At 63.9% G+C, this 26,431-nt stretch carries 27 protein-coding genes and 1 tRNA gene; 9 read left to right on the top strand and 19 right to left on the bottom strand.

Features of this window, described 5'->3' with window-relative positions:
* Positions 1-113: 113 nt before the first annotated feature.
* Positions 114-431, top strand: coding sequence for a flagellar hook-basal body complex protein FliE (gene fliE / locus Q8Q80_RS00235; protein WP_305631007.1), 318 nt, complete (start codon positions 114-116; stop codon positions 429-431).
* A 394-nt stretch (positions 432-825) separates the two neighbouring features.
* Here the strand turns inward: fliE and Q8Q80_RS00230 are convergent, their stop codons facing one another.
* The 3 genes from Q8Q80_RS00230 to Q8Q80_RS00220 form a co-directional block, all read right to left on the bottom strand.
* Positions 826-1,137: a hypothetical protein gene (locus Q8Q80_RS00230; protein ID WP_305631006.1), complete on the bottom strand. Its 312-nt coding sequence runs from the start codon at positions 1,135-1,137 to the stop codon at positions 826-828.
* Positions 1,138-1,149: 12 nt separating this feature from the next.
* Entirely contained in the window at positions 1,150-2,436 is a 1,287-nt protein-coding gene (locus Q8Q80_RS00225) for an RHS repeat-associated core domain-containing protein (protein ID WP_305631005.1), read from the bottom strand.
* 229 nt (positions 2,437-2,665) lie between these two features.
* Complete coding sequence (locus Q8Q80_RS00220) at positions 2,666-3,610, bottom strand: hypothetical protein (RefSeq protein ID WP_305631004.1); 945 nt, start codon at positions 3,608-3,610, stop codon at positions 2,666-2,668.
* Between the two features lie 491 nt (positions 3,611-4,101).
* Between Q8Q80_RS00220 and Q8Q80_RS00215 the strand changes: the two genes are divergently transcribed.
* The 6 genes from Q8Q80_RS00215 to Q8Q80_RS00190 are packed head-to-tail and all read left to right on the top strand — an operon-like array spanning position 4,102 to position 9,248.
* On the top strand, positions 4,102-4,854 hold the full coding sequence (locus Q8Q80_RS00215) for a PEP-CTERM sorting domain-containing protein (RefSeq protein WP_305631003.1): 753 nt from the start codon (positions 4,102-4,104) through the stop codon (positions 4,852-4,854).
* A complete protein-coding gene (locus tag Q8Q80_RS00210; RefSeq protein WP_305631002.1) occupies positions 4,851-5,636 on the top strand; it encodes a PEP-CTERM sorting domain-containing protein in 786 nt (261 codons plus the stop codon). The genes Q8Q80_RS00215 and Q8Q80_RS00210 overlap by 4 nt, the downstream gene beginning before the upstream one ends.
* Positions 5,629-6,606, top strand: coding sequence for a PEP-CTERM sorting domain-containing protein (locus Q8Q80_RS00205; protein ID WP_305631001.1), 978 nt, complete (start codon positions 5,629-5,631; stop codon positions 6,604-6,606). The genes Q8Q80_RS00210 and Q8Q80_RS00205 overlap by 8 nt, the downstream gene beginning before the upstream one ends.
* Positions 6,606-6,980 (top strand): VOC family protein, encoded by a 375-nt coding sequence (locus tag Q8Q80_RS00200; RefSeq protein ID WP_305631000.1) that lies wholly within the window; start codon positions 6,606-6,608, stop codon positions 6,978-6,980. Before Q8Q80_RS00205 ends, Q8Q80_RS00200 begins: the two co-directional genes overlap by 1 nt.
* 60 nt (positions 6,981-7,040) lie before the next feature.
* Positions 7,041-8,396, top strand: a complete 1,356-nt coding sequence (locus Q8Q80_RS00195; RefSeq protein WP_305630999.1) for an MBL fold metallo-hydrolase RNA specificity domain-containing protein — start codon at positions 7,041-7,043, stop codon at positions 8,394-8,396.
* A 42-nt stretch (positions 8,397-8,438) separates the two neighbouring features.
* Positions 8,439-9,248 carry a hypothetical protein gene (locus Q8Q80_RS00190; RefSeq protein ID WP_305630998.1) on the top strand — a complete coding sequence of 270 codons (810 nt, stop codon included), beginning with the start codon at positions 8,439-8,441 and terminating at the stop codon, positions 9,246-9,248.
* 112 nt (positions 9,249-9,360) lie between these two features.
* Here the strand turns inward: Q8Q80_RS00190 and Q8Q80_RS00185 are convergent, their stop codons facing one another.
* From Q8Q80_RS00185 to Q8Q80_RS00120, 14 genes are all read right to left on the bottom strand, one after another.
* A complete protein-coding gene (locus Q8Q80_RS00185) occupies positions 9,361-10,284 on the bottom strand; it encodes a DUF4394 domain-containing protein (protein WP_305630997.1) in 924 nt (307 codons plus the stop codon).
* Between the two features lie 192 nt (positions 10,285-10,476).
* The gene (locus Q8Q80_RS00180; RefSeq protein WP_305630996.1) at positions 10,477-10,920 is read right to left on the bottom strand and encodes a response regulator; all 444 of its coding nucleotides are present in this window, start codon (positions 10,918-10,920) and stop codon (positions 10,477-10,479) included.
* On the bottom strand, positions 10,901-12,151 hold the full coding sequence (locus Q8Q80_RS00175; RefSeq protein ID WP_305630995.1) for an ATP-binding protein: 1,251 nt from the start codon (positions 12,149-12,151) through the stop codon (positions 10,901-10,903). The genes Q8Q80_RS00180 and Q8Q80_RS00175 overlap by 20 nt, the downstream gene beginning before the upstream one ends.
* An 82-nt stretch (positions 12,152-12,233) precedes the next feature.
* Positions 12,234-12,989, bottom strand: coding sequence for a flagellar brake protein (locus tag Q8Q80_RS00170; RefSeq protein WP_305630994.1), 756 nt, complete (start codon positions 12,987-12,989; stop codon positions 12,234-12,236).
* 67 nt (positions 12,990-13,056) lie between these two features.
* Positions 13,057-13,356 (bottom strand): EscU/YscU/HrcU family type III secretion system export apparatus switch protein, encoded by a 300-nt coding sequence (locus Q8Q80_RS00165; protein WP_305630993.1) that lies wholly within the window; start codon positions 13,354-13,356, stop codon positions 13,057-13,059.
* Entirely contained in the window at positions 13,353-14,534 is a 1,182-nt protein-coding gene (locus Q8Q80_RS00160; RefSeq protein WP_305630992.1) for a flagellar hook-length control protein FliK, read from the bottom strand. Before Q8Q80_RS00160 ends, Q8Q80_RS00165 begins: the two co-directional genes overlap by 4 nt.
* A gap of 4 nt (positions 14,535-14,538) precedes the next feature.
* Positions 14,539-14,838, bottom strand: a complete 300-nt coding sequence (locus Q8Q80_RS00155; RefSeq protein WP_305630991.1) for a flagellar protein FliT — start codon at positions 14,836-14,838, stop codon at positions 14,539-14,541.
* Positions 14,839-14,948: 110 nt separating this feature from the next.
* A complete protein-coding gene (gene fliS / locus Q8Q80_RS00150; protein WP_305630990.1) occupies positions 14,949-15,335 on the bottom strand; it encodes a flagellar export chaperone FliS in 387 nt (128 codons plus the stop codon).
* A gap of 59 nt (positions 15,336-15,394) precedes the next feature.
* The gene (gene fliD, locus Q8Q80_RS00145; protein WP_305630989.1) at positions 15,395-16,813 is read right to left on the bottom strand and encodes a flagellar filament capping protein FliD; all 1,419 of its coding nucleotides are present in this window, start codon (positions 16,811-16,813) and stop codon (positions 15,395-15,397) included.
* A gap of 13 nt (positions 16,814-16,826) precedes the next feature.
* Positions 16,827-17,177, bottom strand: coding sequence for a flagellar protein FlaG (locus Q8Q80_RS00140; protein WP_305630988.1), 351 nt, complete (start codon positions 17,175-17,177; stop codon positions 16,827-16,829).
* A 66-nt stretch (positions 17,178-17,243) separates the two neighbouring features.
* Positions 17,244-18,737: a flagellin gene (locus Q8Q80_RS00135; RefSeq protein WP_305630987.1), complete on the bottom strand. Its 1,494-nt coding sequence runs from the start codon at positions 18,735-18,737 to the stop codon at positions 17,244-17,246.
* 812 nt (positions 18,738-19,549) lie between these two features.
* On the bottom strand, positions 19,550-21,310 hold the full coding sequence (locus tag Q8Q80_RS00130; protein WP_305630986.1) for a diguanylate cyclase: 1,761 nt from the start codon (positions 21,308-21,310) through the stop codon (positions 19,550-19,552).
* Between the two features lie 113 nt (positions 21,311-21,423).
* Positions 21,424-22,062: a response regulator transcription factor gene (locus Q8Q80_RS00125; RefSeq protein WP_069039955.1), complete on the bottom strand. Its 639-nt coding sequence runs from the start codon at positions 22,060-22,062 to the stop codon at positions 21,424-21,426.
* The gene (locus Q8Q80_RS00120) at positions 22,059-23,627 is read right to left on the bottom strand and encodes an ATP-binding protein (protein ID WP_305630985.1); all 1,569 of its coding nucleotides are present in this window, start codon (positions 23,625-23,627) and stop codon (positions 22,059-22,061) included. Before Q8Q80_RS00120 ends, Q8Q80_RS00125 begins: the two co-directional genes overlap by 4 nt.
* Before the next feature lie 149 nt (positions 23,628-23,776).
* On the opposite strand from Q8Q80_RS00120, the gene Q8Q80_RS00115 reads away from it, so the two are divergent.
* Positions 23,777-23,852 (top strand) — tRNA-Thr (locus Q8Q80_RS00115).
* Between the two features lie 430 nt (positions 23,853-24,282).
* Here Q8Q80_RS00115 and Q8Q80_RS00110 read toward each other — a convergent pair.
* Together Q8Q80_RS00110 and Q8Q80_RS00105 are read right to left on the bottom strand one after the other, a co-directional pair.
* Positions 24,283-24,528 carry a hypothetical protein gene (locus Q8Q80_RS00110; protein WP_305630984.1) on the bottom strand — a complete coding sequence of 82 codons (246 nt, stop codon included), beginning with the start codon at positions 24,526-24,528 and terminating at the stop codon, positions 24,283-24,285.
* Positions 24,529-25,078: 550 nt separating this feature from the next.
* A complete protein-coding gene (locus Q8Q80_RS00105; RefSeq protein ID WP_305630983.1) occupies positions 25,079-25,522 on the bottom strand; it encodes a hypothetical protein in 444 nt (147 codons plus the stop codon).
* Positions 25,523-25,938: 416 nt separating this feature from the next.
* Here Q8Q80_RS00105 and Q8Q80_RS00100 point away from each other — a divergent pair, with 416 nt between their 5' ends.
* Positions 25,939-26,412 (top strand): hypothetical protein, encoded by a 474-nt coding sequence (locus Q8Q80_RS00100; RefSeq protein ID WP_305630982.1) that lies wholly within the window; start codon positions 25,939-25,941, stop codon positions 26,410-26,412.
* Positions 26,413-26,431: the final 19 nt, after the last annotated feature.

Below are 26,431 nucleotides of genomic sequence, written 5' to 3'. Positions count from 1 at the left end.
AATGAATCATCAACCGGGTCAAAACCCCTGAATGGGTGGTTCGCGGGCGGCATTTTTTGCCGCCATGCGGCGCAGCGCAGGGCAGTCATGCCGTACTGCAACGGAGAAATGTCATGAACACCAGCCTGAACCAGATGATCACTGAATTGCGCTCCACCGCGCAGGTCGCCGCCGGCAAGCCTGCCGGCCAGGCCGGCGCCGATTCGGGTGCCGATTTCAGCGATGCGCTGAAGAACGCCATCGAACAGGTGAGTGCAGCACAGGAACAGGCGAAGCAGATGTCGGAAGGCTTCATTACCGGCACCTCGGAAGCCAATCTGCAGGACGTGATGATCGCATCGCAGAAAGCCAGCCTGTCCTTCCAGCAGATGGTGCAGGTGCGGAACAAGCTGGTGAACGCCTACCAGGACATCATGAACATGCCGGTCTGACCAATCCCGAGCGGATACGAAAAAACGGCCGCGAGGCCGTTTTTTCGTTGACCGCATGGGTCGTCGCGAAGGGGTTTGACGAGCGGATGTGCGCGGAAATATCCGGATCCGCTGCAGGGCAAGCGCTTTCTGAAAACTTTCGAGTGCCGAGGTTTTACATGAAGACGAAGAGATTCTCGGCCGAACATATCGGGTCAGTGTTGAAGCAGGCCGAGTCGGTCACGCCGGCAGCGGTCTGTTGTTCTGTTTCCACCCGGATGTGCAGCGACACTTGAGTCCCCGGACCGGCAATCGAGGTCAGGTTGTCAAAGAGCAATGACAACGCACCCCGAACGTACAAGCGACCTTACCCGCCCCGCCCGCCGCACGCTCGATATGCGGAGCGGAAATGTTGCTACGTCCCCGATAACCACTCCACAGCCAAGCCATCCTCAACAACCAGGCGAATCTGCGGGTTCGCGATCAGCGTCAAGTCAAGCGAGATCACTTGGGTCGCATGTTCAAGTGCTCCACATAACTCCAGCGTAGACACGATCACAGAAGCCCTCCGCACTCGTTGCCACAAGTCACCAAGCGCCTCCGCAGGAGGGTCAGCCAAAGTTTCAATGTCAGTTAAAGTCCAAAGTTGCTCAGGACGGGCCACCGCATGTAGCGCGGCACAGACTGTTGAACCTGCAAGTGGAAAAGCGTTTAACTCGAGAGTCATGGAATGCTCCGATCAGCCACCAAGCGGTTTGGTCGGCCCACGTTGTGGTGTCCCGCCCGTGGGGTTCGGAAAATAATCATGCTGGTGGGGATTCGGATGCGATCCCGGCCGGCCATGATCGGTGAAGTCAATATCGCGCACCGGCTTGCCGTTCGCGTCGAATTCACGCGCTTGGTCATATCGACCATTTCGACCATCTTTTTGCCCCAACTGCGTATGTGCGCCTTCAGCTTCTGGGCTAGGAGCTGGATTCCCATGCCTATCTCGCGGCAGATCGCGGTCAGGGAAACGATTCCCGCTATCCGCCCCCTGATTAAGAACATTCCCGAACACATTGTTCTTGAAATTCTCGATCGCCTGCCCGGGAGAATTGATCAGCGTGCCCAGCCCAGTCAGTGCGCCATTGACGAAGCCACCGAGCTGCCCCAGTGCGCCCGACATCGGATTCGATGAGCCGCTGCCACTATCCCTTTGTGGTGCCAGCGGGTCGACATTCGAACCCGCACCCCGACCGCCGTTCAGCGACTGGTTGCCCACACCGCTGCCGATCACACCTGCGGTAACGTCCGTCATCGTCGCACCTGCGACGACGGGACCCATTGCGACCTGCACATTCTGAGGATAGCTGCTCTGGCTTCCCGGCGTCACCAGCTGCGCCTGCAACCCGAACGGATCCACCAAGTTGACCGGGTTGTTCGCCACGTACGCATACGGGCTCATCGCATCCACCATCCCCGCCGGGTCGCGGGACATGAACCTGGCGATGCCGGGGTGGTAGTAGCGGGCGCGGTAATAGGTGAGTCCGGTGGCGTCGGGCTCGCGGCCGGTGTAGCCGTACAGGGGAATCGTGCCGGTGCCGGCGGAGCGGTTGCCCCAGGCGTCGAAGCGCTGGTTTGTGGCGAGCGAGGTGCTGGTCGGGCTGACGACGCCGACGACGCTGCCCAGGCCGTCCTGCACGAAGGCAAGCTGGGCAGCACTGGCGCTGGTGGTGGCGCCGCTGAGGCGGAGCAGGGGTTCGTCGGCGCCGGCGCCGTGCACATGGACGGCTGCGGGTGCGCCGCTGAGTGTGGTGGCCCACTCGGCATGGATGTCGTCGCCGTCATACAGGTAGTGCCTGGTGAGGCCGGCCGAGGTCTTGTCGAGGCGTCGGCCGCTGCTGTCGTAGCCGTAGGTTTCGCTGACTGCGCCAGTGCCGGTGCGCGTGGCCGCGCCGAGGTGACCGAGCGCGTTCCAGACCAGCGTGAGCGTGCTCGCCCCGGTGCCGCTGGCCGTGCAGTCACTCGCCGTCTTCGTCACCACTCCCCCGCTGCCGACCTCGCACAGCTTTGTCAGCTGGCCGTTGGCATCGTGTACCGCGCCCCTCCGTTCGGGCCTACGGCCCTCGCTGCGGGGCGCGATTACCGAGTATGCAGATGCAATGGGGGTGTATCAGTTTTAAATCGGCATTGACACCTGCAGTATTGATGAGCCGGGTTCCACGCCGCGAAAAACCGCCATGCGAGCGCACCGCGGCTCCGCCGGGCTGCGCTCAGCGGCGGCGCATTGCCATCAGCACAAGCAGGCCGCCAGCGAACAGCGCGGCCGGCGCGGGTTCCGGCACGGCGCTGACATAGGCCTGACGGTAGTCGAAGCCGGAATCGCCGAGCGCGGAATAGGTGTTGATCGGCGCGCCTTCAGCTGTTTTCAGCATCACGATGCCGCCCCAGCCTATCGTGTTGCCGAGGTTGGAAAAGGCCGCGAACTGACCGGACGAGGGCTCGTAGGGGGTGCTGCCAAGGCTGACCGACGCCGAAGCATTGCCGCCCAGGCTGAACGGAAGCACCGTACCCAGTATCACCGGCACCGTGATGTCGAGGCTGCCGAACCGGCCGTCACCGAGCAGGCGTTCGCTGCTGCCCGGCGCCCAGTCATTGAGCAGGCTGCGGAAGGTGGATATCGAGCCGAGCGTGGCGGTAAAGCTCCAGTACGACGAGGCGTTCCAGCCGCCATTCCAGCTGTTGCCGCCTTCGATGCCGAGGTCGCCCGACACGTTGACGCGGTAGGTGAGCAGCGCGGCCGTGCCGGCGGCGAGGCCGGGCGCGGTGATCACGAGCGAGTCGCTGAAGCTGGCGTGGGCGGTGGAACTGGCCGCCACGACGAGATTCAGGTTGTAGTCCGGATTGTTCAGACGCACGTTGGCTGCGGCGACCACGTGCACGCCGCCGGTTTCGGCGCGGGCGCTGCCTTGCGTGCCGCCTTCGATCACGCGCTTGCCGCTGCTGCTGTTTACCGCGCTGTCGGCTTGCGAGCCACCCGGGGCGGCGCCGGTGTGAAAGGTTTGGTCATAAGGTCCGTTGCCATAGCTCGATCCGGACACGCTCGTGGTCGTCGTCGAGTAGTAGGCGGCGTGGGCGCCTGCGCTGCTCAGGGCGCAGGCGATCAGTGCGCTGCACAGGCGGCGCGTGCGCGCCTGCGGAATCGTGACGGTGGGCATGGGAAACCTTTCCGGAGTTGGAGGACGACGGGCGTTGTCATTCAAGCACCGGACAGACGGGGATGCATCGTTGTAGGCGGAATGGCCGATGTCGCGCGTCTTGTCGGGTCGATGTCGTGCGCGGTACCCGTGCCGACGGCAGCCGAATCCGACAGACGATATTCGCCGCATTTGTTGACAATGATTCTCATTTGTAAGACTCTTCATTCGTCCGCGAATTCGAGTGTGAAGAGGTCTTCGCATCGTTTTCACGGGTGTTTTCAGCAAGCCAGGCGTCGACCTCGAGTCCGTCACCCAGCGAATCCTTCGCCAGCCATCGCCCGCATCGCCCGGGCGCGCAAGCCTTCCGTTCCGCAGCATGTGCCCGATCGGCGCGATGTCGCACCTGCCAGCCACGACCGGATCGGTCCGCCAGCCTCCGACTGCACTGTCCGCCCCGCCGCATGCGGGGCAGGGGTGCGGATAACTTTCAAAATCAATGAGGTGAATCGATGACCATCCGAAAACAGACCGTGCGTGCAGCCGGTGCAGTGATGCTGGGAACCTTGCTGGCCAGCGGCCCGGTACATGCCATCAAGATAGATGTGGCGGAAGACGTGATGACGTCCTCCTTTTTCCAGGGCGCGAATGCCGTACGCGGCTACGCGGGTGACAACCGGCCGGTATTCCGCGTATCGACCGGCAATCCGTTCGGCACGCTCGGCGCAGAAACCATCTATCTCGCGTTCGATTACGACTTCTCGTCCTTCACCGGTCCGGTCAACGCCATCCTGACGGTGCAGTCGACGAGCGGCGGTTTCGGCGCCGATGCGAGCGCCGACACCCCCTTCACCGTTTCGGCGCACGGCGTGGCCGCCAATCCGTTAACGGCCATCAGCGATGACACGAATCCCGCGGGCAGCGTGAGCTGGCTGAACTTCTACAACCAGAGCATCCTGCCGGCCGACGTCGCGGCGCGCAGTGTCGTGACCGGGCCGGGCGCCGTCACCTTCGATGTGTCGGCGTTGGTGGGCGGCTGGCTCAGCGGCGGCAATGCGGTGCAGGTGATCGCTCTGACCGGCCTCAACGACACCTCGGGCAACGAATTCCTGCATGGCTTCCTGAACAACACCGAAGCGCCCGGTTCGGTCTTCCTGACGGTTTCGGCGGTGCCCGAACCCGAAACCCATGCGATGTTGCTCGCCGGTCTCGGCCTGCTGAGCCTGGCGCGTCGCCGCCAGCGCGCTGCCGGGGAAACGCGGTGAGCGGCACGATCCTTCCGTTGCGTCAGTTGGTCGGCGCACTGACCCTCGCCGGGCTGTTTGTCGCAGCGCCCGCATCGGCCGGCCACTACCCGATGTACGCCAGTTGGGCCCAGCCCGACGGACCCGGCAGCGATCTCACGCTGACCTACAGCTTCAGCAATCTGCTCGACGGAGGGCTGCGCGATGCCGCCGGCGTGGCGCTGCCGGTGTCGGTGCTGCGCAGCGCCTTCGAGCAGGCGCTGTCCGATTATGCGGCGGTGCTGCCCATCCATTTTGTCGAACAGACCGATGGCGGGCCGCTGCCGGAAACCGGCGAGTACGACCCGGCCGGTCTGGCCGACATCCGGGTCGGTCTGGTCGCCCACATCAGCGATGCGAATGCCTACGCCTACTTTCCGTTCTCGGCCGCCAGCGGTCTGGCGGGGGACATCGTGTTCAATGCCGGACGCTTCGGTGCCGGCTGGACGCCGCTGTGGTTCTATGCGGTGGCCCAGCACGAACTCGGGCATTCGCTCGGCATGGGGCACTACGAAAGCGGCGATGCACCAACGGCTGTGCCGGCGCAGCTTTCTGTCTACGAAGGCCCGGTGTTCGCGCTCGACGGCGAAATGGTGATCGCGCTGCAGGGTGTCTATGGCAGCGGCACGGGTTCGGTCACGCCGCTGTCGGCGGTGCCCGAACCGCAAGCCTGGGCCACGCTGCTGGGCGGCCTGGGCCTGGTCGCCGTGCGGGCTCGCCGCGCCGCACGACCTGTTCGATACCGGGAGACCGGCCATGCGTGATCACACACCGAAGTCATGGCGGCGCGCGGCACCGATGCAGTTGCTCGCATGCCTGCTGATCGCTTCCGCGTCGCCGGTTTCCGCACTCGAGATCGAGTTCGACTACACCTACGACACGCGCGGCTTTTTCACCGACCTGGCGACCGGTGCGCCGCGCATCGATCGCCGCGCCTTGCTCGACCTGGCCGCCTCGCATTACAGCGGCTTCACGGATACGCTGAGAGCGATCGCGCCGGCAGAGGGCGACCAGTGGTCGGTGTCCTTCCTGCACCCGAGTCTGGGCGGGCCCGGCGTGACGCTGAACAACGTCGCCATCGAAGCCGACACGTTGCGCATCTACGTCGGCGGCTCGCCGTCGGCGCCGGGCGTGCTGGGCTTCGCCGGTACCGGCGTCAACCTGCAGGCCACCGGCAGTGCCGCCTTTGTCGACGCCGTCATGACGCGTGGCCAGCTCGATACCACCGGCCCGGATGCCAGCGACTACGCCACGTGGGGCGGTTACATCTGGTTCAACGCCAGCAATGACTGGTACTTCGGCGCGGACGCCGCAGGGCTGTCGCCCGGCGGCCCGGATTTCCTGACCACGGCGACGCACGAAATCGGTCATATCCTAGGTTTCGGCGAAGCCGATTCGTGGCGGGCGCAGATCGATCCCAGCACCGGACTGTTCACCGGTGCAGCGTCGGTGGCGGTGTACGGGAGCGGCGTGCCGCTCGACCGCTACGGCAGTCACTGGGCGGAGGGCACGATCAATGTGCGTGATGGCCAGATGCAGGAAACGATGATGGATCCGAGCACGCTCTTCGGCGAACGCCAGTTGCCCACCGCGCTCGACTATGCCGGCTTCGCCGACATGGGCTGGCAGGTGTCGGCAGTGCCGGAGCCGGAAACTGCGTTGATGCTGCTGGCCGGTCTGGCCCTGATCGGTCTGCGGGCGAGGCGCACCGGCGGTCGCTGCAGCGACACGTGATGAATCTGGATCCGGTCGAAATCAAGGCCTTCGTGCCGGCCACCGACCTTGAACTGTCGCGCCGGTTCTACCTCGCGCTCGGTTTCGAAGTGTCGTGGACGGACGACCGTCTCGCATACGTTCGCCACGGCCACGCGAGCTTCCTGCTGCAGGCGTTCGACGCGCCAGCGTTTGCCCGGCAGTTCCAGATGCATCTGCTGGTTGCCGACGTCAGCGACTGGCACGCGCATGTCGTATCGGCCGATATCGCCCGCCGCTTTGGCGTGTCGGTCGGCAGGCCGGAAGACCGGCCGTGGGGCATGCGGGATTTCGTGTTGTTCGATCCTGCTGGCGTGCTGTGGCGCATCGCCCAGAATCTTCCGCAAGCGGGCTGACAGGCGCGCCTGTCACTTGTCGCCGTCGGGGCCTACACTCGTGGCGGGAGGACGACAACGATGAAAATCCGATTTCTGGGCGCCGCGGGTACGGTGACCGGTTCGCGCTATCTGCTGACACACGAGGGGCACTCGCTGCTCGTGGATTGCGGCTTGTTCCAGGGTGTAAAGAATATCCGCAGTCGCAACTGGAAGCCGTTTCCGGTCGATGCAGCCGGCCTGTCGGCCGTCGTGCTGACGCATGCCCATCTAGACCATTCCGGCTATCTGCCGCGGCTGATGCGCGAAGGCTTCGACGGACCGGTGTGGGCGACGTCGGCCACGCGCGAACTGGTGGATATCCTGCTTGAGGACAGTGCCCACCTGCAGGAAGAAGACGCGCGTCACGCCAACAAGTACGGCTACAGCAAGCACCACCCGGCCGAGCCGCTGTACACGGCAGACGATGTGCGCCACGCGATGAAGCATCTGCGCAGCACCGGCTTCGGCGAACCGTTCTCGATCGGCCCGTATCGCGTCACCTTTCAGCGCGCCGGGCACATCCTGGGCGCGGCCAGCGTCTGCATCGAGTGCGCCGGTCAGCGCATCACCTTCAGCGGTGATCTCGGGCGGCCGGACGACCCGGTGATGCACGCACCCGAACCGCTGCCGGATACGGACTGGCTGGTGGTCGAGTCGACGTATGGCGATCGCCTGCATCCCGAACATGACCCATTCGCCACGCTGGCCGACATCGTCAGCCGCACCGCAGCGCGCGGCGGCACGGTGCTGCTGCCGTCGTTCGCGGTCGGTCGCGCCCAGACGCTGATGCATCTGCTGGCCACGCTGATCGACGAACGGCGGATTCCCGACCTGCCAGTGTTTCTCGACAGCCCGATGGCGATTGACGTCACCGGTGTGTTCCGACAGTACCGGCACGAACACCGGCTCAGCCAGCAGGCGTGTGACCGCATGCGTGACGCGGTCACCTTCACCCGCAAGCCGGAAGAGTCGGAAGCGCTGGCGGGCAACCGATACCCCAAGGTGATCATCGCGGGCGCCGGCATGCTCAATGGCGGCCGCATCCTGCATCACCTGCTGGCGTTTGGCGCCGACCCGCGCAACACGGTCGTGATCGCCGGTTACCAGGCCGAAGGCACGCGCGGCGACGCGCTGCTGAGGGGCACGCGCAGCCTGCGGATCTTCGGCCGCGATGCGCCGATCGGCTGCGAAGTGGCGAAGGTAGACGGCCTGTCGGCGCATGCCGACTACCGCGAAATCCTCGGCTGGCTGCGCCCGGTCGGGCGCGCGCCGCGCCGCGTGTTCGTGACGCACGGCGAAGCAACCGCGGCGGACAGTCTGCGTCAGAAGCTCGAGCACGAACTGGGCTGGTCTGCCGTGGTGCCCGAGCAGGACGAAACGTATGTGCTCGACTGATGACACGGCTGCTGGCGTCCGTACCCGGTGGCCGGTGGCGTGATGTCGCAGCAAATGCGCCGCGTCGTGGCAGTGGCCGGCGCGCTGTGGCTTGTGTGCGCGGCGCACGCGCAGGCGACCGACGGCGCATCGACGATACCGGTCGCAACGATGGTTGTGGCGTCCGCTGCGCCCGAGCCCGAGCCCGTGACCGATCCCGGTGCTTCATGTCCGCCGACCGACGGCTGCCCGGCCTGTCCGCCGGCAGCGCCCCCGCTGATCGTCTGCGCCCAGCCGCCCGATCGGCTATCCGACACACCGCCGGAAGACAGTGTCTGGGCCCGATGGGGCAAGGATGCCTCCGGCGCGCTGCTCGGCATCCTGTTCGGCACGCTGTTGTCGCTCTACGTGACGGTGGTGTTCGACCGCTACAGGCGATTCCGCGAAACGCTGATCGACATCGCGCAGGCGCGCCTGCACAACGACGCCTACCCGATGGCCGTTACCGGACTGCAGCCGGTGCGGGACGCCGCCGTCGCCTATGCCCAGCTGCTCGAGCGCAAGCAATGGACGCTCGACACCGACGGCCATCTGGACGCGGCCGCCGAGGTGGGCAAGCTGACTGCTTTTGCGCGGCTGTCCGCGCTGTGCATTGAAAACCTGTTGCACGGCACTACCCGCGGACTGACGCCGGATGCCTACCTTGCCGCTTTCCAGGGCGAATACAACCGGATCAACGGCAAGCATTTCGTGCAATTCGAACAGCGTCTCGCACCGGATCGTGCCGCCTTGTTGCGACCCTGGCCGCGCCCGCCGGCACCGGTGGCGCGCAAGGTCGTTCCGGTTGATTTTTTCGACCTGCTGCTCGGCTGATCCGGACCGGCGGCGCCCATCGTCGAGCAGGAACGAAAAAGGGGCTTCGCACCCTGCGGCACGAAGCCCCTGAAGTTCGCGCGAACCGGAGCCCGCGCGAGGTGCAGCGTGCTCAGGCCTTGCGCATGCGGCGGCGCGCCATCATGCCGATCAGGCCGAGGCCGGACAGCAGCATGCCCCAGGTTTCGGGTTCCGGCACCGGTGCCATGAACGAGGCAGAGGTGAAGCCGCGCAGGTTGGCGTTCAGCGTGCCATTGAAGGTCGCGAGACCGGTGCCCAGATCGATCGAATACAAACCGCTGTCGCCGTTGTCCAGCGTCAGGGCCGCCCAGCCCATGCCGCTGGCGTCGATTTCGAAACCGTTGGCGCCGATCACGTTGCCCGAAATGCCGAGCGACCCGACCGTCGTGATGGTCGGTGCGTTGAAGGCGGTCGGGGCGACGTGCAGGGTATCGGTCGTGGTGTTGAGGTAGTACAGCGCGGTCGATGCCGGGCCGCTCATTGCCGAGGCGTCGGAGTTGGTATAGGCCACAGCGCTGAAGCCGGAAGGGATGACGCTGGCAGCGTTGCCGACGACACCCGTATCGACGTTGATCGCCAGGTTCTGACCAACGTTGCTCACGTAACGCAGCGACGCTGCACCGGCGAAATCGGCCACCGGATTGAAATCGATGCCGTAGGACAGCGACGGGTTGACCAGCGGGGTGTCGAGTGCCGCCATGAAGGTGGCCATGCCGCTCGCAACGTCCAGCGTGTAGATGCGGTTCAGGCTGCTCACGCCGTACACCCTGTTGTTGCTCGGGCGCAGATCGATGCCGAGAATGCGTTCGCCGGCGCCCAGGCCGGTGATCGAAGTGAAGGTGGCGGCCGACGTGCTGCTGCTGCTGAACATGCCGATTTCGTTGCCGGTCGTCAGACCGATGAAATCGGCCGCACCAGCCGGCGTTGCAACGGCGAGCGCGACGGTGGATGCCGCCGCCAGAAAAGCTCTTTCGTACTTCCGGGCTTTATCGTACCTGTGGGTTTTTTCGTACATGTCTGACCTCTCCGAAGAAAATGGTTGGGGAAATGGACGAGAACGCAACTCGAAAGCGCGTCGTCATTCCCTCTACTCGGCGGAGGCCGGAACGGATGCAGGTGTCACCGAACTTTCATGTTTCGAGGCAGGAAGTCCATGACGGACAACGAAAGCTCTTGTTGTCAGTGAGTCGTCTGTTTATCCAGAGGATCAGATTCGGGGAGGGGGTTCGTTGATCAGCGCCCAGAAAATACCCAGGTTGGTCACGGTGCGCGAAAACTGGTCGAAATCCACCGGTTTCACAACGTAGGCGTTGATGCCGAGGTCGTAGCAGCGGCGAAGGTCGGGATCTTCGCGCGACGAGGTCATGATGACCACGGGCAGTGTGCGGAGACCGTCGTCGCGGCGCATTTCGGCCAGCATGTCGATGCCGCCCATGCGCGGCATGTTCAGGTCGAGCAGCATGAACAACGGCTGGCTGCCCTCGCGCGCAGCGAAGCGGCCGCGCCGATAAAGGTAGTCCAGCCCCTCGACGCCGTCCCGAACGATGACGATCTGGTTGGCAAGCTTGAGTTCGCCGAGGCTCATCAGCATCAATTCGACATCGTTGTCGTTGTCTTCGACAACCAGAATGTCACGCAAGTGCAGGGACATCGCTTACTCCTGTGAGGGGGTCTGCAGGCCGGTTTGAGGCCGGGCGGGCCAGTCGCGGCAGGGCGACGAAGAAGCTGGCGCCTGCGCTGGGCTCACCAGTGGCCCAGACGCGGCCGCCATGGCGTTCCACGATGCGCTTCACGTTCGCCAGCCCGATGCCGGTACCTTCGAATTCGCTCGAATGGTGCAGGCGCTGGAACACGCCGAACAGCTTGCCTGCGTATTGCATGTCGAATCCGGCGCCATTGTCGCGGATCCGGAAAACAAGGTCGTCGCCGCTGTCGTCGACGCAATCGACTTCGATCACTGCCGGCGTGCGGTCGCGCGAATACTTCACTGCATTGGCCATCAGGTTGTAGAACACTTGGTAGAGCAGTTTCGGATCGGCTTGCACGTCCGGCAGCGTGCCGATCTTCAGCTCGACGACGCGATTGCCCATGTCGGGGGCAAGTTCTTCGACCACTTCGGCGATCAGCGTGTTCATGTCGCAGCGCTCGCGGCGCAGTTCGGTGCGGCTGGCGCGCGAAAATGCGAGCAGACCTTCGACGATATTGCTCAGGTGATGTACCGACGTCCGGATGCGCTCGATGTAGCGCTGAGCCGGGTGGTCAGCCGGTGCCGGGTGCTTGTCGGCCAGCGCGCGCGCGAACCCTTCGATGTGCCGCAGCGGGCCGCGCACGTCGTGCGAAATGGCGTATGACAGCGCTTCGAGCTCCTCGATCTGCTGCTTCATCTGGCTGTTGAGTGTGCGCAGTTCTGTTTCGTATTGCTTGCGGCGGACGATTTCAGCCTTCAGTTCGGTGTTGGCCCGGCTGAGTGACTCGGGACTGGGCAGCGACAGCGCGATCGGGATCAGACGCCACAGCATGATGGCGGTCGCAATCGACACGGCGGCCGTGAAAAGGCGCAGCCAGCCATCGAGCCAGAAATCCGGATACCACAGCGTCCAGATGTCCATCGCATGCGTGACGCCGCAAGCCATGATGAAGACGCCAAACATGATGAAGATCGGGCTGAAACTCAGGTCGGTGCGACGACGCACGAAGGTCCACAAGGTGGCCGGGATGGTGAAGTAGGCGACGGCGATCAGCAGGTTCGCTACGACGTGCAGCAGCAACAGATCCTTTTGCCAGGAGAAACAGTAGCCGTGAGGCAACAGCGTCTGCAGTTCGTTCACCATGTTCATTGCCTCTTTGGTCTCGATCGTGAATGACACCACCTTTGGCACCATCGTCAGACCTTAGCGCGCTTATCAATTGCTGTCAGCAACCGAACAGCCCGCGGCGCAGAGCGAATGAACGCTTCGAATCGACTTAGACGTCGCGCTCGCTCGTACGTTCTTGCTCGATGCGCAGGATGTAACGCTGGATGAGTGCATCCGCCGTGGCCGGCAGGCCGATGAACTGGCATCCGGCACGCAGTTCGCTGCCGCCGCGTTCGGTGACGCGGAACATGTTGCGCACCTGCAGCGTGGCCGTGATGGTGCCAAGTTCGGGCAGCATGATCTGGCACTGGTCGATCACGCTGTCGACCGACAGGTTCAGGCTGCTCGGTGGCGCCACGACGGCCATGCCGCCGCCCGAAATATCCACGATATTTGCTTCGGTCATGCGTCCGTTGCCGTCACCGGCCGGGATCAGGCAGCGCAGGCGGGGATTGGGCGGCACGATGAGGCGATAGTAGTCACGCCGCTGCAGCCGCAGCATGCGTGTCGGCAGCGGAATCTCGATCGCCGGACCGCCGTCGAATTCGACGCTGCGGCAGCGCGGTACCATGAATTGCACCTTCACCTTTTCGAGCGAGGTGAGGCAGACCAGCGGTGACGACTTGAGCGCCTTTTCCAGTTGCTTCTCGTCACGCGGCACATCGAGCACCACCGCGCCACGCGCGTCGTCGATGTCGAGAACGGCCGTCAGGAAGGGCTCGTTCGAACGGCCGGCGTAGACTGAAATATTGGCCTTCTGGTCCTTGATCGCGCGCAGGTAGAACACGATGTCGGTCGTGCCGTCCAGCACGTAGCGGGCGAAGTCGTCGGCTTCTAGCAGATCGAACCGGATGTCCTCGGTCATGGAATGCGTCCTGTCGGTGTGCCGCGTCTGCTGGCGCAGGGCTGCGGCGGTGCAGTGGAGTGTAAGGTCAGGCGGGCACCCTGATGGTCGATGGCGGTGCGGCGTTCAGCCCTTTTTCGACACGATAGATCCACGCCAGCAGTTCGGCTACGGCGATGTAAAGCTCCGGCGGGATGCGCTGGTCGAGATCGAGCCCCATCAGCAGCGCAACCATTTCGCGCGATTCATGCACGAAAACGCCCGCTTCACGAGCGCGCCGGATGATTTCGTCGGCCACCAGTCCGCGGCCCTTGGCCACGACGCGCGGCGCGGCATCGCCTGCACCGTAGGCCATGGCGACCGCCTGGGCGCGGGCAGACTGCGTCATGCCATCACCTGCGTGCCAGCGGGATCAACCATGGTTTCATCGGCCGCCTCGGTCGGCTGACTTCCGGAGGCCGGCGGTGCATCGCCGAAGGTCACCTGACCCAGGCGCAGTCCGGCGTCGCTCATGCGCTGTTGCAGTTCCAGCAGGGCGCTGCCCATGCGCAGCCGCGCTTCGGGATCACTGGAAAAATTGAGCGCGATGCCATGGTCGCGCCACAGCGTCAGGGACGTTTCGACCTCCCCCAGACCGGGCAGCACCAGTCGCAGGCGTGATGTCCAGGGTACATCGGTGTCCGGCTCCGCACCGGTCTCGTCGGGCCGTCCGTCGGCGCGCGGGTCGTCGATCTCGATCTTCATCATCTGCCCGGGCCAGGCAAGTCCTTCCCAGGCGAGCGAGTGCTGCGCCAGGCCCAGCAACTGGTTGTGCACCAGCGGTCGCAGTTCGGCTGGCGTTGCGGTATCTGCGCGCGCGGCTTCGGCCCGTTCCGGCGCCGGTGCGTCGTTGATCTGTGCGAATTCGGCGCCAGCCCGTGCAAGCGTTGCGGCATCGGTGCGCTGCGGCGCGGCCGGCGTCGCACGGGCTTGTGGATCAAAGGCACGCTGCGGCTCGCGCTCGGTGGATTCGATCGTGCGCTCGCCGCTGACCCACTGCGCCTGGTGCGACTCGTAGAACAGGCCGCTCTGGCCGATCGCGCTGGCGAGTCGGCCGGCGATCAGTGGTGTTGCCGCCGCGTCGCTCACGTTGGCGCTGGCGCGCAGCAGGGCCGGATCGATCAGGGCCTGCCCGGCGGACAGGCGAGCCGGCGGCGGCGCCGGGCGGTCGAGCAGGGCGCTGATGACGCGCGCCGGCTCGCTGAGGCTGACGTCGCCGGCCTCGCCGGCTGCGGAATCCGGGACCAGCGTGGCAATCAGCGTCTGCGCATTGCGTGCAACGTGGGTAAGGGTGACCGTGCTGCCTTCGCGTGCGCCCTGCGGCAGTTGCAGCGTGACCATCTGACCCGCAACCTGCGCGCGCGCGCGCCCGTCCTGCAGGTTCTGGATGATCTGTGCGGTATAGCGCTCGCCGGGCTGGAATTCAGGCAGCTGTCCGCCGATCGGGCTGACCGGACCGGCGACCTGTACCGAGCCGCGGGCCAGTTCCGCAAGACGTTGCGAGATGCCCGGCAGCAGGTTGTTCATGCGTTCAGCCGTTTTCGGCCCGGCCTGCCGGCAGTTTGCCGAGGAACACCTTGACCTGTGCCATCCACGGTTCGACGTGGCGGCGCACTTCGGCGTCGTGGGCGAGTATCTGTTTCATCAGCGCAACCTTGCGGGCACGCTCCGCCGGCGACGCCGGTGGTTCGTCATTGTCTGCCAGGCGCTGGCGCAGCGCAGAGACATCGAGTTCGAGGGTGACCAGACGGTCCCAGTCGTTGGCGCGCGCGGCATCGACCATGTGGCTGGAGATCTGGTGCATGTCTTCGAGCAGGGGCAGTGAGTTCATGTCGTCGGGCCGTCTTGCAGGAGGTACCGGTTAGTCAATGAGCGTACAGGCGGGCAGCGGTTCGGAGTCGCACATGTAAGCGGTATTTACCGTGCAATTTCCGCTTTTGCCTACATGGGCGCCCCTTGCGACAGCTTCTGCCTGATTTCTTCCCAGGCATCCTTCAATTCACCCAGCAAGTGACTGACTTCTTCCAGTGCGCCGCGGTCGTTGTGGGCATTGGCGTGCAGCAGGCGCGCGCACATGTAGTCGTACAGTGCGTACAGCCGCTGCGCCAGTTCGCCGCCGGCGTCCAGATCCAGGCTCACCTTGAGACCGTTGCCGATGATGTCGATGGCGCGTGAAATCGACAGGCCCTTGCCCGCGGTTTCACCCATTTCCATCTGGTGGCTGGCCGTCGATACCGACATCAGCGCACCGTCGAACAGCATCAGGATCAGCAGGTGCGGATCGGCACCGGCCACCCGGGTTTCCATGCCGACCTGTGCGTAAGCCATGTGTGGATTTGAAAGCGATGCAAACATGAAAGTCCCTTTTCCCGGTCGTGTTGATTGCATCAGCGCGACGACATCGTCGGCAGATTGGCCAGTTGTTGTGTCAGATAGTTGCTGGTGGCGGTCATGTTGCTGATCAATGTGTCGAGTGCGCTGAATTGCTTGCGGTAGCGCGCTTCGATCGTCAGCAGGCGGTCCGACATCGCTTCAGCGCGCTTCTGGTACGCCTTGGCGGCTGCGGTCAGCCCTTCGGTGCGGCTGGAAATGAGGCCGCCGGCGTCGATCATGTCGTCCATCAGGCTGGTCAGCCGGCTGCCCATGCCCTTGACGTCATCGAAGCCGCGGAACAGCTTCTGCACGTTTCCGTTGTCGAGCGCGGTCGTGAGTTTGGTCGAATCGATCGCCAGCTTGCCGTCCTTCTCGACCGATACGCCGATGGCCGACAGATTCAGGCCCGGGGCGATAGAGGTACCGACCAGGGCGCTCAGGCGGTTGCGCAATGCCAGCATCGTGCTTTCGCCATTCAGCGTGGCGGCCTTGTCGGTTTCGGTGTTGTAACTGGTCTGCGTCTTGATGATCCCGAGCGCATCGTTGTAGGCCTTGACGAGACGTTCGACGCCGCTGCGGGCGACGCTGGTGTCATTGGTGACCGACACCACGGTCGGACTGCCGACGTTGGTCTTCTTCAGGCTCAGCGTCACGCCCTCGATCGCGTCGGTCAGCGTGTTCGTACTTGATGTGATGGCGATGCCATTGACCGTCAGCGTGGCATCGGACGCCGGGATCATCTGCGACAGGCGCGACGTACCACCGGTCGATGCGTCGTAGATCAGGCGCGACAGTCCGGCGTCGTCGGTGTGGTTGCCGTCGTCGTCGGTGGCGGTGATTTTCACCGTATTTTCGGTTCCGCCATCAACGGAGCGCAGCACCAGGCGATGGCCGGTGCCGTCATTCACGAGCGAGGCGGTGACGCCTGCATCGGCATCGTTGATGGCGTCGCGTACATCGGCCAGCGACATCGCATCGCTGCCGATGGTGATGTTGACTGCGGTCTTGTCCGGGTTGGCGGTAAAGGCGCCGGCGTTGTATTTGCCCAACTGTATCGTCAGCGTGCCGCTGCCGACGCTGGCCGTGCTGCCGGCGAACTGGCCGGACGCCACTACTTGCGATTCGGCCAGCGTATTGACTTCAAGCGTGTAATTGCCGGCAACCGCCGTTTCCGTGCCGGCAACTGTTGCCACGTCGGCGTTGCCGATCGCTGCCTTGCGTGCGGTAAAAGTTGCCGCGTTTGACAGGGCAGTGGCCGCCGACTGTATGGAAGACAGCGCACCCTTGATGGAACCGTAGGCGGAAATCTTCGCCTGTACGCCGGCCTCCTTCTGTGCGAGCAGCGTCAGCGGGCGCTGTTCGAGCGACATCAGCTGCGATACAAGGCCTGAAACGTCAAGGCCGGAGCCGATTCCTGCGGAAGAGATTGCCATGGTGCGGTGCCCCTCAGGCCTTGCGCTCGATCAGACCGCTGTGGCTCTTGCCGAGCGCGCGCGCGATGGCGATCAGTTCCTCTGAAGGGATCTGCCGCAGGATTTCCTTGGTGCTTGAATCGATAAGTCTCACGATTGTTTTCCCTGTTTCCTTGTCAATCGTGAATAGCAAATTCTGGTCCACCGGTTGAATCTGGCGGCGGATTTCATCCACCGTCTGTTCGATCTGTTCGGTTGTCAGCGGGGTGTTCTGCGCGGGTTGGTCGGGAACACTGGCGGGCGTCACGACATTCACGGCGGTGCTCTGTGCGAGGGCCGGAGTGAGCGGTGGCGAGGTACTCGGCGGGACTGGCTGGATCGCCATGACGATTTCCCCTTGCAATTAACGAGGCACGGCGAACCGTGCCCCGTTTCTTTCAGTTGCCGGTGCTTAGCCGCGGAGCAGGCTGAGCACGTTCTGCGGAAGCGAGTTGGCTTGCGCCAGCATCGCAGTGCCGGCCTGCTGCAGGATCTGCGCGCGGGTCAGATTGGCGGTTTCCATCGCGAAGTCGGCATCCTGGATGCGGCTGCGGGCTGCGCTGACGTTTTCCGACGTGGTCTGCAGGTTGCTGATCGTGTTCTGCACGCGATTCTGGATGGCACCCAGTGAAGCGCGTTGCGTATTGATCGACTGCAGGGCGGCGTCGATGACGTCGATGGCGGCGTTGGCACCGGTTTGCGTGCCGACGCTGATCGAAGCAACCGACGACAGCGCACTGGCGTTCGCCGTGGTCGCGGTGAAGAGACCACCGGCTGACGCGCTGGTGACCGAGAAGGCGTCCGACGACGAGAACTTCAGCGTACCGCCGACCGTCGAGGAGTCGGTGGTGGCGGTAGCGCCCGTCAGGACGACTGCTGCACCGGCTGTTGCGTTGGTGAAAGCGTTGCGACCCTGCAGGCTGATATTGCCGGCACCGGCGAAGTCGGTGATCGAGATGTCTGCGCCGCTTTCCGACTTCAGCGTGACCGAACCGCCGCTGACCGTGGCGGTGATGCCGGTCGTCGCAGCGTAGTTGTTGATCGCGGTCGAGAGCGAGCTCAGATCGGCAGCGTTGCCGATGGTGGCCGACACGGCGACGCCGGTCGAGTTTTCGCCGAACAGCGTGAAGGTGTAGGTGCCGGCAGCCGTCAGGCCGCTCAGCGTGGCTTCGGTCGCTGCCGTTGCGCTCACGCCGGTGGTTGCGCTCTGTGCATTGACGGCCGCGGCGACTGCCTTGGCGGTGTCTGCAAGATTCACTGCAACCGCTGCGGTACCGAGCGAACCGGTCACGGTCAGATCTTCGGCTGCCACAACGGTGTTGGCGACACGGGCGCCGGCACCGGCTGCCAGCGCGGCTGCGGCGTTCAGCGTGCCGTTGGCGCTGACGGTGTTGGCACCGATATTGGTGGCCTTGGTGTTGTTCAGGCTGATGCCGATCGACTGGTTGGCATTCGCACCGACCTGGAAGTACTGACCGGAGAACGAGCCGTCAAGCAGGTTCTTGCCGTTGAACTGGGTCGTGGAGGCAACGCGGTTGATTTCCTGCTGCAGCTGCGACACTTCCTGTTGCAGGGCCTGACGGTCGCTGGCGCTGTTCGAATCATTGGCGGCCTGAACCGACAATTCACGCATGCGCTGCAGACCTTCGGTGATCGAACCCATCGCGCCTTCAGCGGTCTGCGTCAGCGAGATGGCATCGTTGGCGTTGCGGACGGCCTGGTTCAGACCACGCACCTGGGAGGTCATGCGTTCCGAGATCGCGAGGCCGGCGGCGTCGTCTTTCGCGCTGTTGATGCGCAGGCCCGAGGACAGGCGCTGCAGCGAAGTGGCGAGCGAGCTCTGCGAAGAATTCAGGTTGCGCTGGGCGGTGAGCGACGGCACGTTGGTGTTGATGATTTGCGGCATTTTATTTCTCCTGTCACGAAGTAGTGTGTAGTTACGGCGCTCCGGGCATGGCCCGCTGTTGATGTCGCCGATGGTTCAAGTAACGGAGTTGCCGCTGCAAACTTTAGCGGGGCACCTTAATGAAAGCCTTTGTCGTCTTGGCTTTCAGGCAACTGCCGATGTGAAATGGCTTGCCCTTGCGGCATGTACGGGCGTTCATGTTCACGTGAGGTTGCCGCCGCAATCGCTTTTGCCTGCAAGGTCGGCCCGTTTGGTGCTCCGGACATCGTGCCGGAGCCGCTCCGGACTGTTGCGGAATGTCAGCGGAGCGGGCTCTGAGTGACTGCTGACGGGCCGCTCAGTGGCCGCCGTGGTGCGTGACGGGCAAGGACATTTACGTTGGGCATCGCCTGCGGCTCACCCCAACCTACGCACTCCCGACTGCACCGTTGCCGCGGAAAGCACTTGTAGGTTGGGGTGAGCCACAGGCGATGCCCAACAACCCGACGTCGATCGCCGCCACGTCCGCACGGAAAGCCCTCGTAGGTCGGGGTGAGCCGCAGGCGATGCCCGACAACCCGACGTTGATCAAACGCCACCTCCGCAATGAAAGCGCTGATGGCAGCGATGTCGGGTCAGCTGCTGACCGTGTGCGTGAAGACTGCGCACCGCGTGGATATTCCGGAACCGATTGCACTTCGCCGATGGCTTGACGCCGAGCGCGCGTGCCTTCGAATCAGGAGGGGTCGCCAGAACCGGCGGCCCCACGCAGATCGCGACTGAATGTTGCGGGAACCGGAAACAAAGACGGGCGCGGCGAATGCCGGCCCGGGTCACGCGGCGATCGGCTGCTCGGGTGCGATGACCACACGATTCTTGCCGGTGGCCTTGGCCTGATACATGGCCACGTCGGCGCGCTCTATCGCCGACGTCTGCGGTTCTTCATGACCGACCACGGTGACGCCGGCGCTGAAGGTGATCAGCAACTTGTCGTTGTTGGCCAGGAAATAGCGCTTGGTAAGTTCGCGCTGCAGGCGTTGCAGCACGATGACCGAATCCTCGACCGAGGTCTCCGGCAACAAAATGACGAACTCTTCGCCGCCGTAGCGCGACAGCGTGTCATGCGGGCGCAGGCAGTCGCGCACGGTGCCGACCAGGTGCAGCAGCGCCTCGTCGCCGGTGTTGTGGCCGTAGGTATCGTTGAGCCGCTTGAAGTTGTCGATGTCCAGCACTGCGAGGCACAACAGCGAACCGCGCCGTGCCGCGCGCGACACTTCCTTGGCGTAGGACTCTTCCAGTCCCTTGCGGTTGAGCGCGCCGGTCAGCGGGTCGTGGCGCATCTTTTCGCTGGTCTGTTCCAGTTCGACCTGCAGGCGTTCTATTTCGGCTTCCGCCGCACGCACGCGGTCGCGCATGTTGTCGACCTCGGCACGCGACTTTTCGGTCGTGGCGCGCATGGAGTGCGTGGCGGCAATCACTTCGGCAATGACACCCTGCAGCGAACCGATGTCGTCGGCGGCAGCGATTGTTTCCGCGTAGCCTTCCATTTTCTCGCCGAAGCCCGACGTGGCGTCGGTGAAGCTGCCGAGCTGCTCGACAAAGCCGGCCAGCATCAGCTTGATCTGGTGTTTTGCGTCGTCGATGTTGCCTCGCAGCGAGCCCTGACGCTCGATCACTTCGCGCAGCCGGCGCTCCACTTCATCCAGTTCGCGCGCGGTCAGCGGGTGATCGCACAGCGCACGCAGCGAGTCGATCTGACCGCGCATCCAGCGGTCGTCGAGCACCAGTTCGCCGATGTTCTTCAGCAGCAAGTCAAGCAGCGACAACAGACCGGCACGGATTTCGGCCTGATCGTCGACCACCCAGTTCAGGCGATAGACAAGGTTGCGCAGCTTGGAGGCCAGATCATCGACGCCGCCCATGTCGCGCACGTCGCGCAGCGCCTGCCCCAGCGCAAGGGCTTCGTCGCGCAGTTCGGGCGCCGAAATCAGCAGACCGCCTACGACACCTTCGAGCGTGCTGGCGAACAGGTCGCGCAGCGCGGCATCACTGTTGTCCAGCGCGGGAACGATCTTGTGGATGCCATGGCCATGAGACTCGGCAGCCGGTGCATCGCTGCTCTCGCAGGATTCCCAGTTGTCTGCAAGCTTGCTCAGCCGAGCGTAGAGCGCGTCGAGCTCGCCGCTGGACGAATCCAGCACTTGCTGGATCGCCATCTGTTTCTGCGCATACGTCAGTGAGTCGTGATTGCGTTCGAACTGCTTGAACAGGTCCTTGAGCAGCGCCGTCCATTTTCGCTGAGGCGCCGCCTGCGCGCGCAGCAGGCCGACCAGGGAGCCGCTGATCGCCGACCAGCTGCGGCTGACGACAGCGCTCTCGAGCCGCTCTACAAATTCGATCTGCGATTGATTGAGGCGGGGCAGGGTGCTGCAGACCAGCTTCAGTGCGCGTTCCGGAAACAGGTCGTCGGCCTTGGTGCCGGCAATTTCGTGATAGAGCGACCGGTAATTTTCCGGCGTGGGCTGCAGCTGCCGCATGGCGAGCCGTCGCAAGGCTTCACGGGCGATTTCGAGCGGCTGCATGGCGTCAGACATTTCAGTGGCAATTCACAGTCCGTAACGAATGCTTACAACGGCACGCCGACGACGGGCTTGAGGGCGCATCCGCAAGTTATTCCACACTCCGCACGGCAGTGCGGGCGGTTGGCCTAATCGGTGAGCCCGTGCTTGAGGCCGTAGTGGGTCAGTTCGGCGTTGTTCTTCATGCGCATCTTCTCCAGCAGACGTGCGCGATAGACGCTGACCGTCTTGACGCTGAGGCTCAGTTCTTCGCCGATCTGCGTCAGCGTCTTGCCGGAGGCAATCATTACCAGCGTCTGGTATTCGCGGTCGGACAATTTCTCGTGCGGCGGCCGCTCGTCGTCGTCGGTGATGGCATTGGCCAGTTCCATCGCAAGCGTCGGCGAAACATACTTCTTGCCGCTGGCGACCTGACGGATCGCGGTGACCAGCTGTTCCGGCGCGCTCTGCTTGGTCAGATAGCCCGAGGCGCCGGCTTTCAGTGCGCGGATCGCGTACTGGTCCTCCGGATGCATCGACAGCACCAGCACCGGCAGGCGCGGAAATTCCTTGCGCACCAGCTTGAGTGTGTCGATGCCATTGCGGTCGGGCATCGATACATCCATCAGCACGAGGTCGAAACTGCCGTCGCGCAGCTTGTGCATCGCTTCGACGCCATTTTCCGCTTCACCCGTGACGATGAGGTCCGGGCTGTCTGAAAGGATCTGGCGCAGGCCGGAGCGCACGATGGCGTGGTCGTCTGCAATAAGTATGCGGATGCTGCTCATCGGGAAAACTCCAGTACGGTGCGACGGCACGCAGGCACCCTCAGCAGCAGGCGGGTACCGCCGTGCTCGCGGCTGCTCGCTTCGAAACGTCCGTTCAGGTGCACCACGCGCTCGCGGATGCCGCGCAGGCCGAATGATTTGGGCTTGTTCAGGTCTTCCGGCGCCAGGCCCCGGCCATCGTCGCCCACTTCGAGCACGATGTCGTCGTCTTCTTGCGTGAGGCGCACTTCAACCGTGTGCGCGCCGGCGTGCTTGGATACATTGGTGAGCGCCTCCTGGAACACGCGGAACAGCGCGATGGCGGTTTCCTCGTCCGGATCGATGTCGTGATCGATGCACAGCAACTCGCACTTCAGGCCGGTACGGGCGGCAAAGTCTTCCGCATGGCTCTCGACGGCCGGCGCGAGGCCGAATTCCTTCAGGATGCCCGGCCGCAGTTCGCGCGCGATCCGCCCGACCGTGGTGATCGCGTCATCCACCAGTTTGCCCATGCTGACCGAGCGCGCCTTGATTGCGCCCGGATCGGCTGCGGTCTTGTTCGCCAGCAGCGACACTTCGAACTTCAGCGCCACCAGCAGGCCGCCCAGTTCGTCGTGGATGTCGCGTGCAATGCGTTCGCGTTCCTCTTCCTTGGCGATCTGCAGATGCGACGACAGCTCGGCCAGCTGGCCGCGCGACTGTCGCAACTCACGTTCGGTCAGTTTGCTCTGCGTGATGTTGGAAACGATGCCTTCCCAGATCAGCACGCCGGACGCGAGCACGCGCGGCGACGAGCGCAGGTTCACCCACTTGATGTCCTCGTCCGGCAGGCGGATGCGGCCGTCCCAGTTCACCGTCGCCTGGGTGTGCGCCGACAGGTGCATCGCGCGCTCCAGCTCCGGCATGTCCTCGGGCAGGACCATGTCGAGAAAGCGGCGCGGTTGCGCCACCAGTTCGCCCGCCTTGAAACCGAGCAGCGCGAGGCAGCCTTCACTGACGAACAGGAAGCGCCAGCCGCCGTCTTCATGCCGCAGCAGCTGGAACACCATGCCCGGAATGTTGGCCGCCAGTGCGCGAAAGCGGGCCTCGCTGTCGCGCACGGCATCGAGCGCGCTGTGCCGTTCGGCCCGGTTGCGCGCCTCGCGAATTTCGCGCTCGACCGCTGGAATCAGCCGGTCGAGCTTGCCCTTGCTGAGATAGTCATGCGCGCCAGCCCGCATGGCCGACACCGCGATGTCTTCCTCGATGACACCGGACACGATGATGAAGGGCAGGTCGAGCTCCAGTTTCTGCAGGATGGACAGCGCCGCCATCGCCGAAAAGCGCGGCATGTTGTGGTCGGACAGCACCAGATCCCAGGTGCGCGACGACAGCGCCTCGCGCAGTGAGCGCTCGTCTTCCACCCGCTGCGACCACACCTGGTAGCCGGCTGCCCGGAAGCGGTGCAGCAGCAGCAGCGCGTCGTCTTCCGAATCCTCGATCAGCAGCACATTGAGCGGACGGGCAATCGTCGGCCCGGCATCGGTTCCCGTCAGACGATTTGCGGAGGAGCCAGGAACGGGCACGGGCGTGACGGTATCGGACATCGGGCAGGGGGGGCTCCATTCGCGTACGTCTGCGGCGCGCTGACAGGTGGAGACACGTTCATGATGATTCGAGTTTAATCCATGGCCGATCCCATGAGTCAGCGATGCGCGCGCCATGCCCGGTGGACAGCAGATATAATCCGCCCCGCGCCGCTTTAGCTCAGTTGGTAGAGCAACCGCCTTGTAAGCGGTAGGTCGTCAGTTCGATTCCGACAAGCGGCACCAATGAATTCAATGGCTTGTGGGCGAGGAGGGTAGTTGTTCCCCGCCTTCAGGTTTCAAATGCGGTTACAACCGCCCGTCGTGGCACTCTCCAGCGCGTTTTTTGACGTGCCCAGCGATCAGGCTGGATGAGTCTGTTTTCGCCTCTCTCGCTCTGCCGCCGACAGTCTGTTGATCAGTGCCAGCCAGTATCGAAGCAGCCAGGCGCGGGTGGATCGTCACGCGTGACCCATTCGTCGCGCCGGGACATTGCCAGCGGCTGCGAGACGGCCCAGGCAGCTCCGATGCATGCGAAGCAGCTTGCGGGCTTCGGCCATGGCCAGAGCGTCGCCAGCGGGCGCGCGGGCTGCGTTGATGCGGCCGGTCTATGTGCGGGTGCTCTGCGCATGCGTTGTGGCCTTGCTGACGGTTCGGCGCGTGCTGCCGCGTCCGTTCATCGCGTCGGCCTCGGCATGCGGCGAGCCAGTACCTCTAGTTCGGCCGCTGCGCACTCGATCAGCCCCGCGTGTGTGTCGATGTACTCAGCCGGGGGCGCGGTGCGCGCGGTGGCCGCGTCGGCATCGCCAAGGCCATCGGGCAGGCGATCCAGCAGCATGTCGACGGCAGCAAGCAGTCGCGCGGTTGCGAAGGTGGTTTCGATGGTGCGCAGGGCTGCACGGTCGGGCGTGAATGTGTTCATGGTCGAGGCTCCACAGGCTGTTGAAGGATCCCCGCTGCACCGTGTCCATGTGACATTGACATCAGCACAGGGAGGCTAGATTGCCCGTGTTCGATCCGCTCCGCAAGCCCGTAATGTGACGTTGCATCGTGACGCTGAAACGTCGCATTGACGCCAGAATCGAAGAACATCCTGTGACAGACTGTTGTCTGCGTCAGGGGCGGACGATGAGCCGCTGACGGCCGGGCCAGTCCATGTCTAGGCCAACGATGAGCGGAGCATGGAACAAGCACCGGATGAGCACCGGACTAGCATCGGGCCGGCTTGGTGCGTGTGACATGGCGTGACATCAGCAGCGCCACGGTGCAAAGCCCACCACGAGCCGGGCCGACCCCGCCGGGGAGGGGTGATCACGCGCGCGCCACACATCATCATGCCCCGGTTCCAAAATTTGCCGGCGCCGGAAACCTTCGGGACAGGGTTACAGCGGGTCGCGACGGCGAAAGCCCGCAGAAATCCAACGAGCGCGCGATGAGCAGCGAGGGCAGGACAAGCGAAGCCCAAGCGATCCTCAGTCCAGCAGGACAATGAAGGCGTGGTGCTCAACGCCGGGGAAGCCCGCCACCAGCTCGGCGCGCGCAGCCCTCAACCGGTCGTCGAGTACGTCGCGAGCCTCGACGCTATCGTTCCCGTCGTCGATGAAGGCCTGAAGCGCAGCGGCCTCTCTGATGCGCTGCATGATCCGCTGCTTGGCGTCAGGAACCGCGGGGCGGTTCTGGTGCAGACGGGTGAAGCTGTCGAGCATCGCCCAGGCGCGAACGGCATCGACTGCGGCCCGGTCGCGCTCCGCAGCATTGCCGCCGCGCGGCGTCAGCACGGCCATGAAACCGCGAACGATCGCGTCCGCGTCGAGGCACACAACCTCCGGGCCGAACAGGTCGGCAGCCTCCGGGCGATGAACCGGGCGTCCGAGTGTTGGACGTGAGAAAAGCTCGCGCTGGTTGCCGTTCTGCATCTGGTGTCCTGCCCGCTCCTGTGCATGCGTCGCGCATGATTCATGCACTCTGCCAGCGTTCTGGATGAACAGCCACCGCAAGCGGCTAGATGTTTTCCCGACGGCGCGCGGCTGTCGTTTCAGACCTGTTCGATGTGGCAACAATCGGCGTGTTTTAGGTGGTGATGCGCCGCTGTTGAACAGGCTGTTGAAACACTGCGCACTGTAAAGTGCGTGTATCAGGGTTTCCCCTGTTGCCTTCGATTGTCGGTGCCGGACCGCTTTTCGCGGAGCGCCCCACCTGCATTTGGTTTGCGGGCGATCTTGTGTGCGCATCAACTGCATACGGTTGTGGCGCTTGGCAAGAAAGGTAGTTGGTCAATACGGTGCCGTACGGTGAGATTGCAGGCATTCCGAGCGGATAATTCCTGTTAAAAGTGAAGCTTTTTTCGGGGGCGATCATGGCAAGAGGAAGACTTTCGAGAGCTGAGGCGAAAGACCGAATCTCTTTCATCCTTGAGCAGCAACAGCGTGTGGAATCTGTACAAACCGTTCTACGCCACTATTTGTTTTGCGGATTTGTAATGTTCCACTGGGCGCTGCTAATCGCGGGTAGCCGTGATTGGGCTGTGCTGACAATTCCCTATGCAATCTTCTTAGTCATGGGCTATCGGTATGTTAGGAGCAGCGTGAGCCCTGCAGATGGCTTCGAGATAAGTCAAATGGGGGGCGAACTTCGTGATTTCGATTCATCGTTCCCCGGCCTGAAGGACGAAGTTTGGATGCTGTACCAAGGGCTGAACCAGTTCATCGTGCAGCAAAGCCTTGAGCGCACTGCTTGGGCAATCGTCGTGGTCGTCCCGGCCGTGTCTCTCGTTTCCGGCGGGCTTCTTTACTGGGCGCTGCGTTAGGTAGCTGCACGGACCTCCA

It is taken from the genome of Methyloversatilis sp. (assembly GCF_030698125.1).
In the GTDB taxonomy this organism is placed as follows: Bacteria; Pseudomonadota; Gammaproteobacteria; order Burkholderiales; family Rhodocyclaceae; genus Methyloversatilis.
This window is presented reverse-complemented; position numbering and strand designations above follow the sequence as displayed.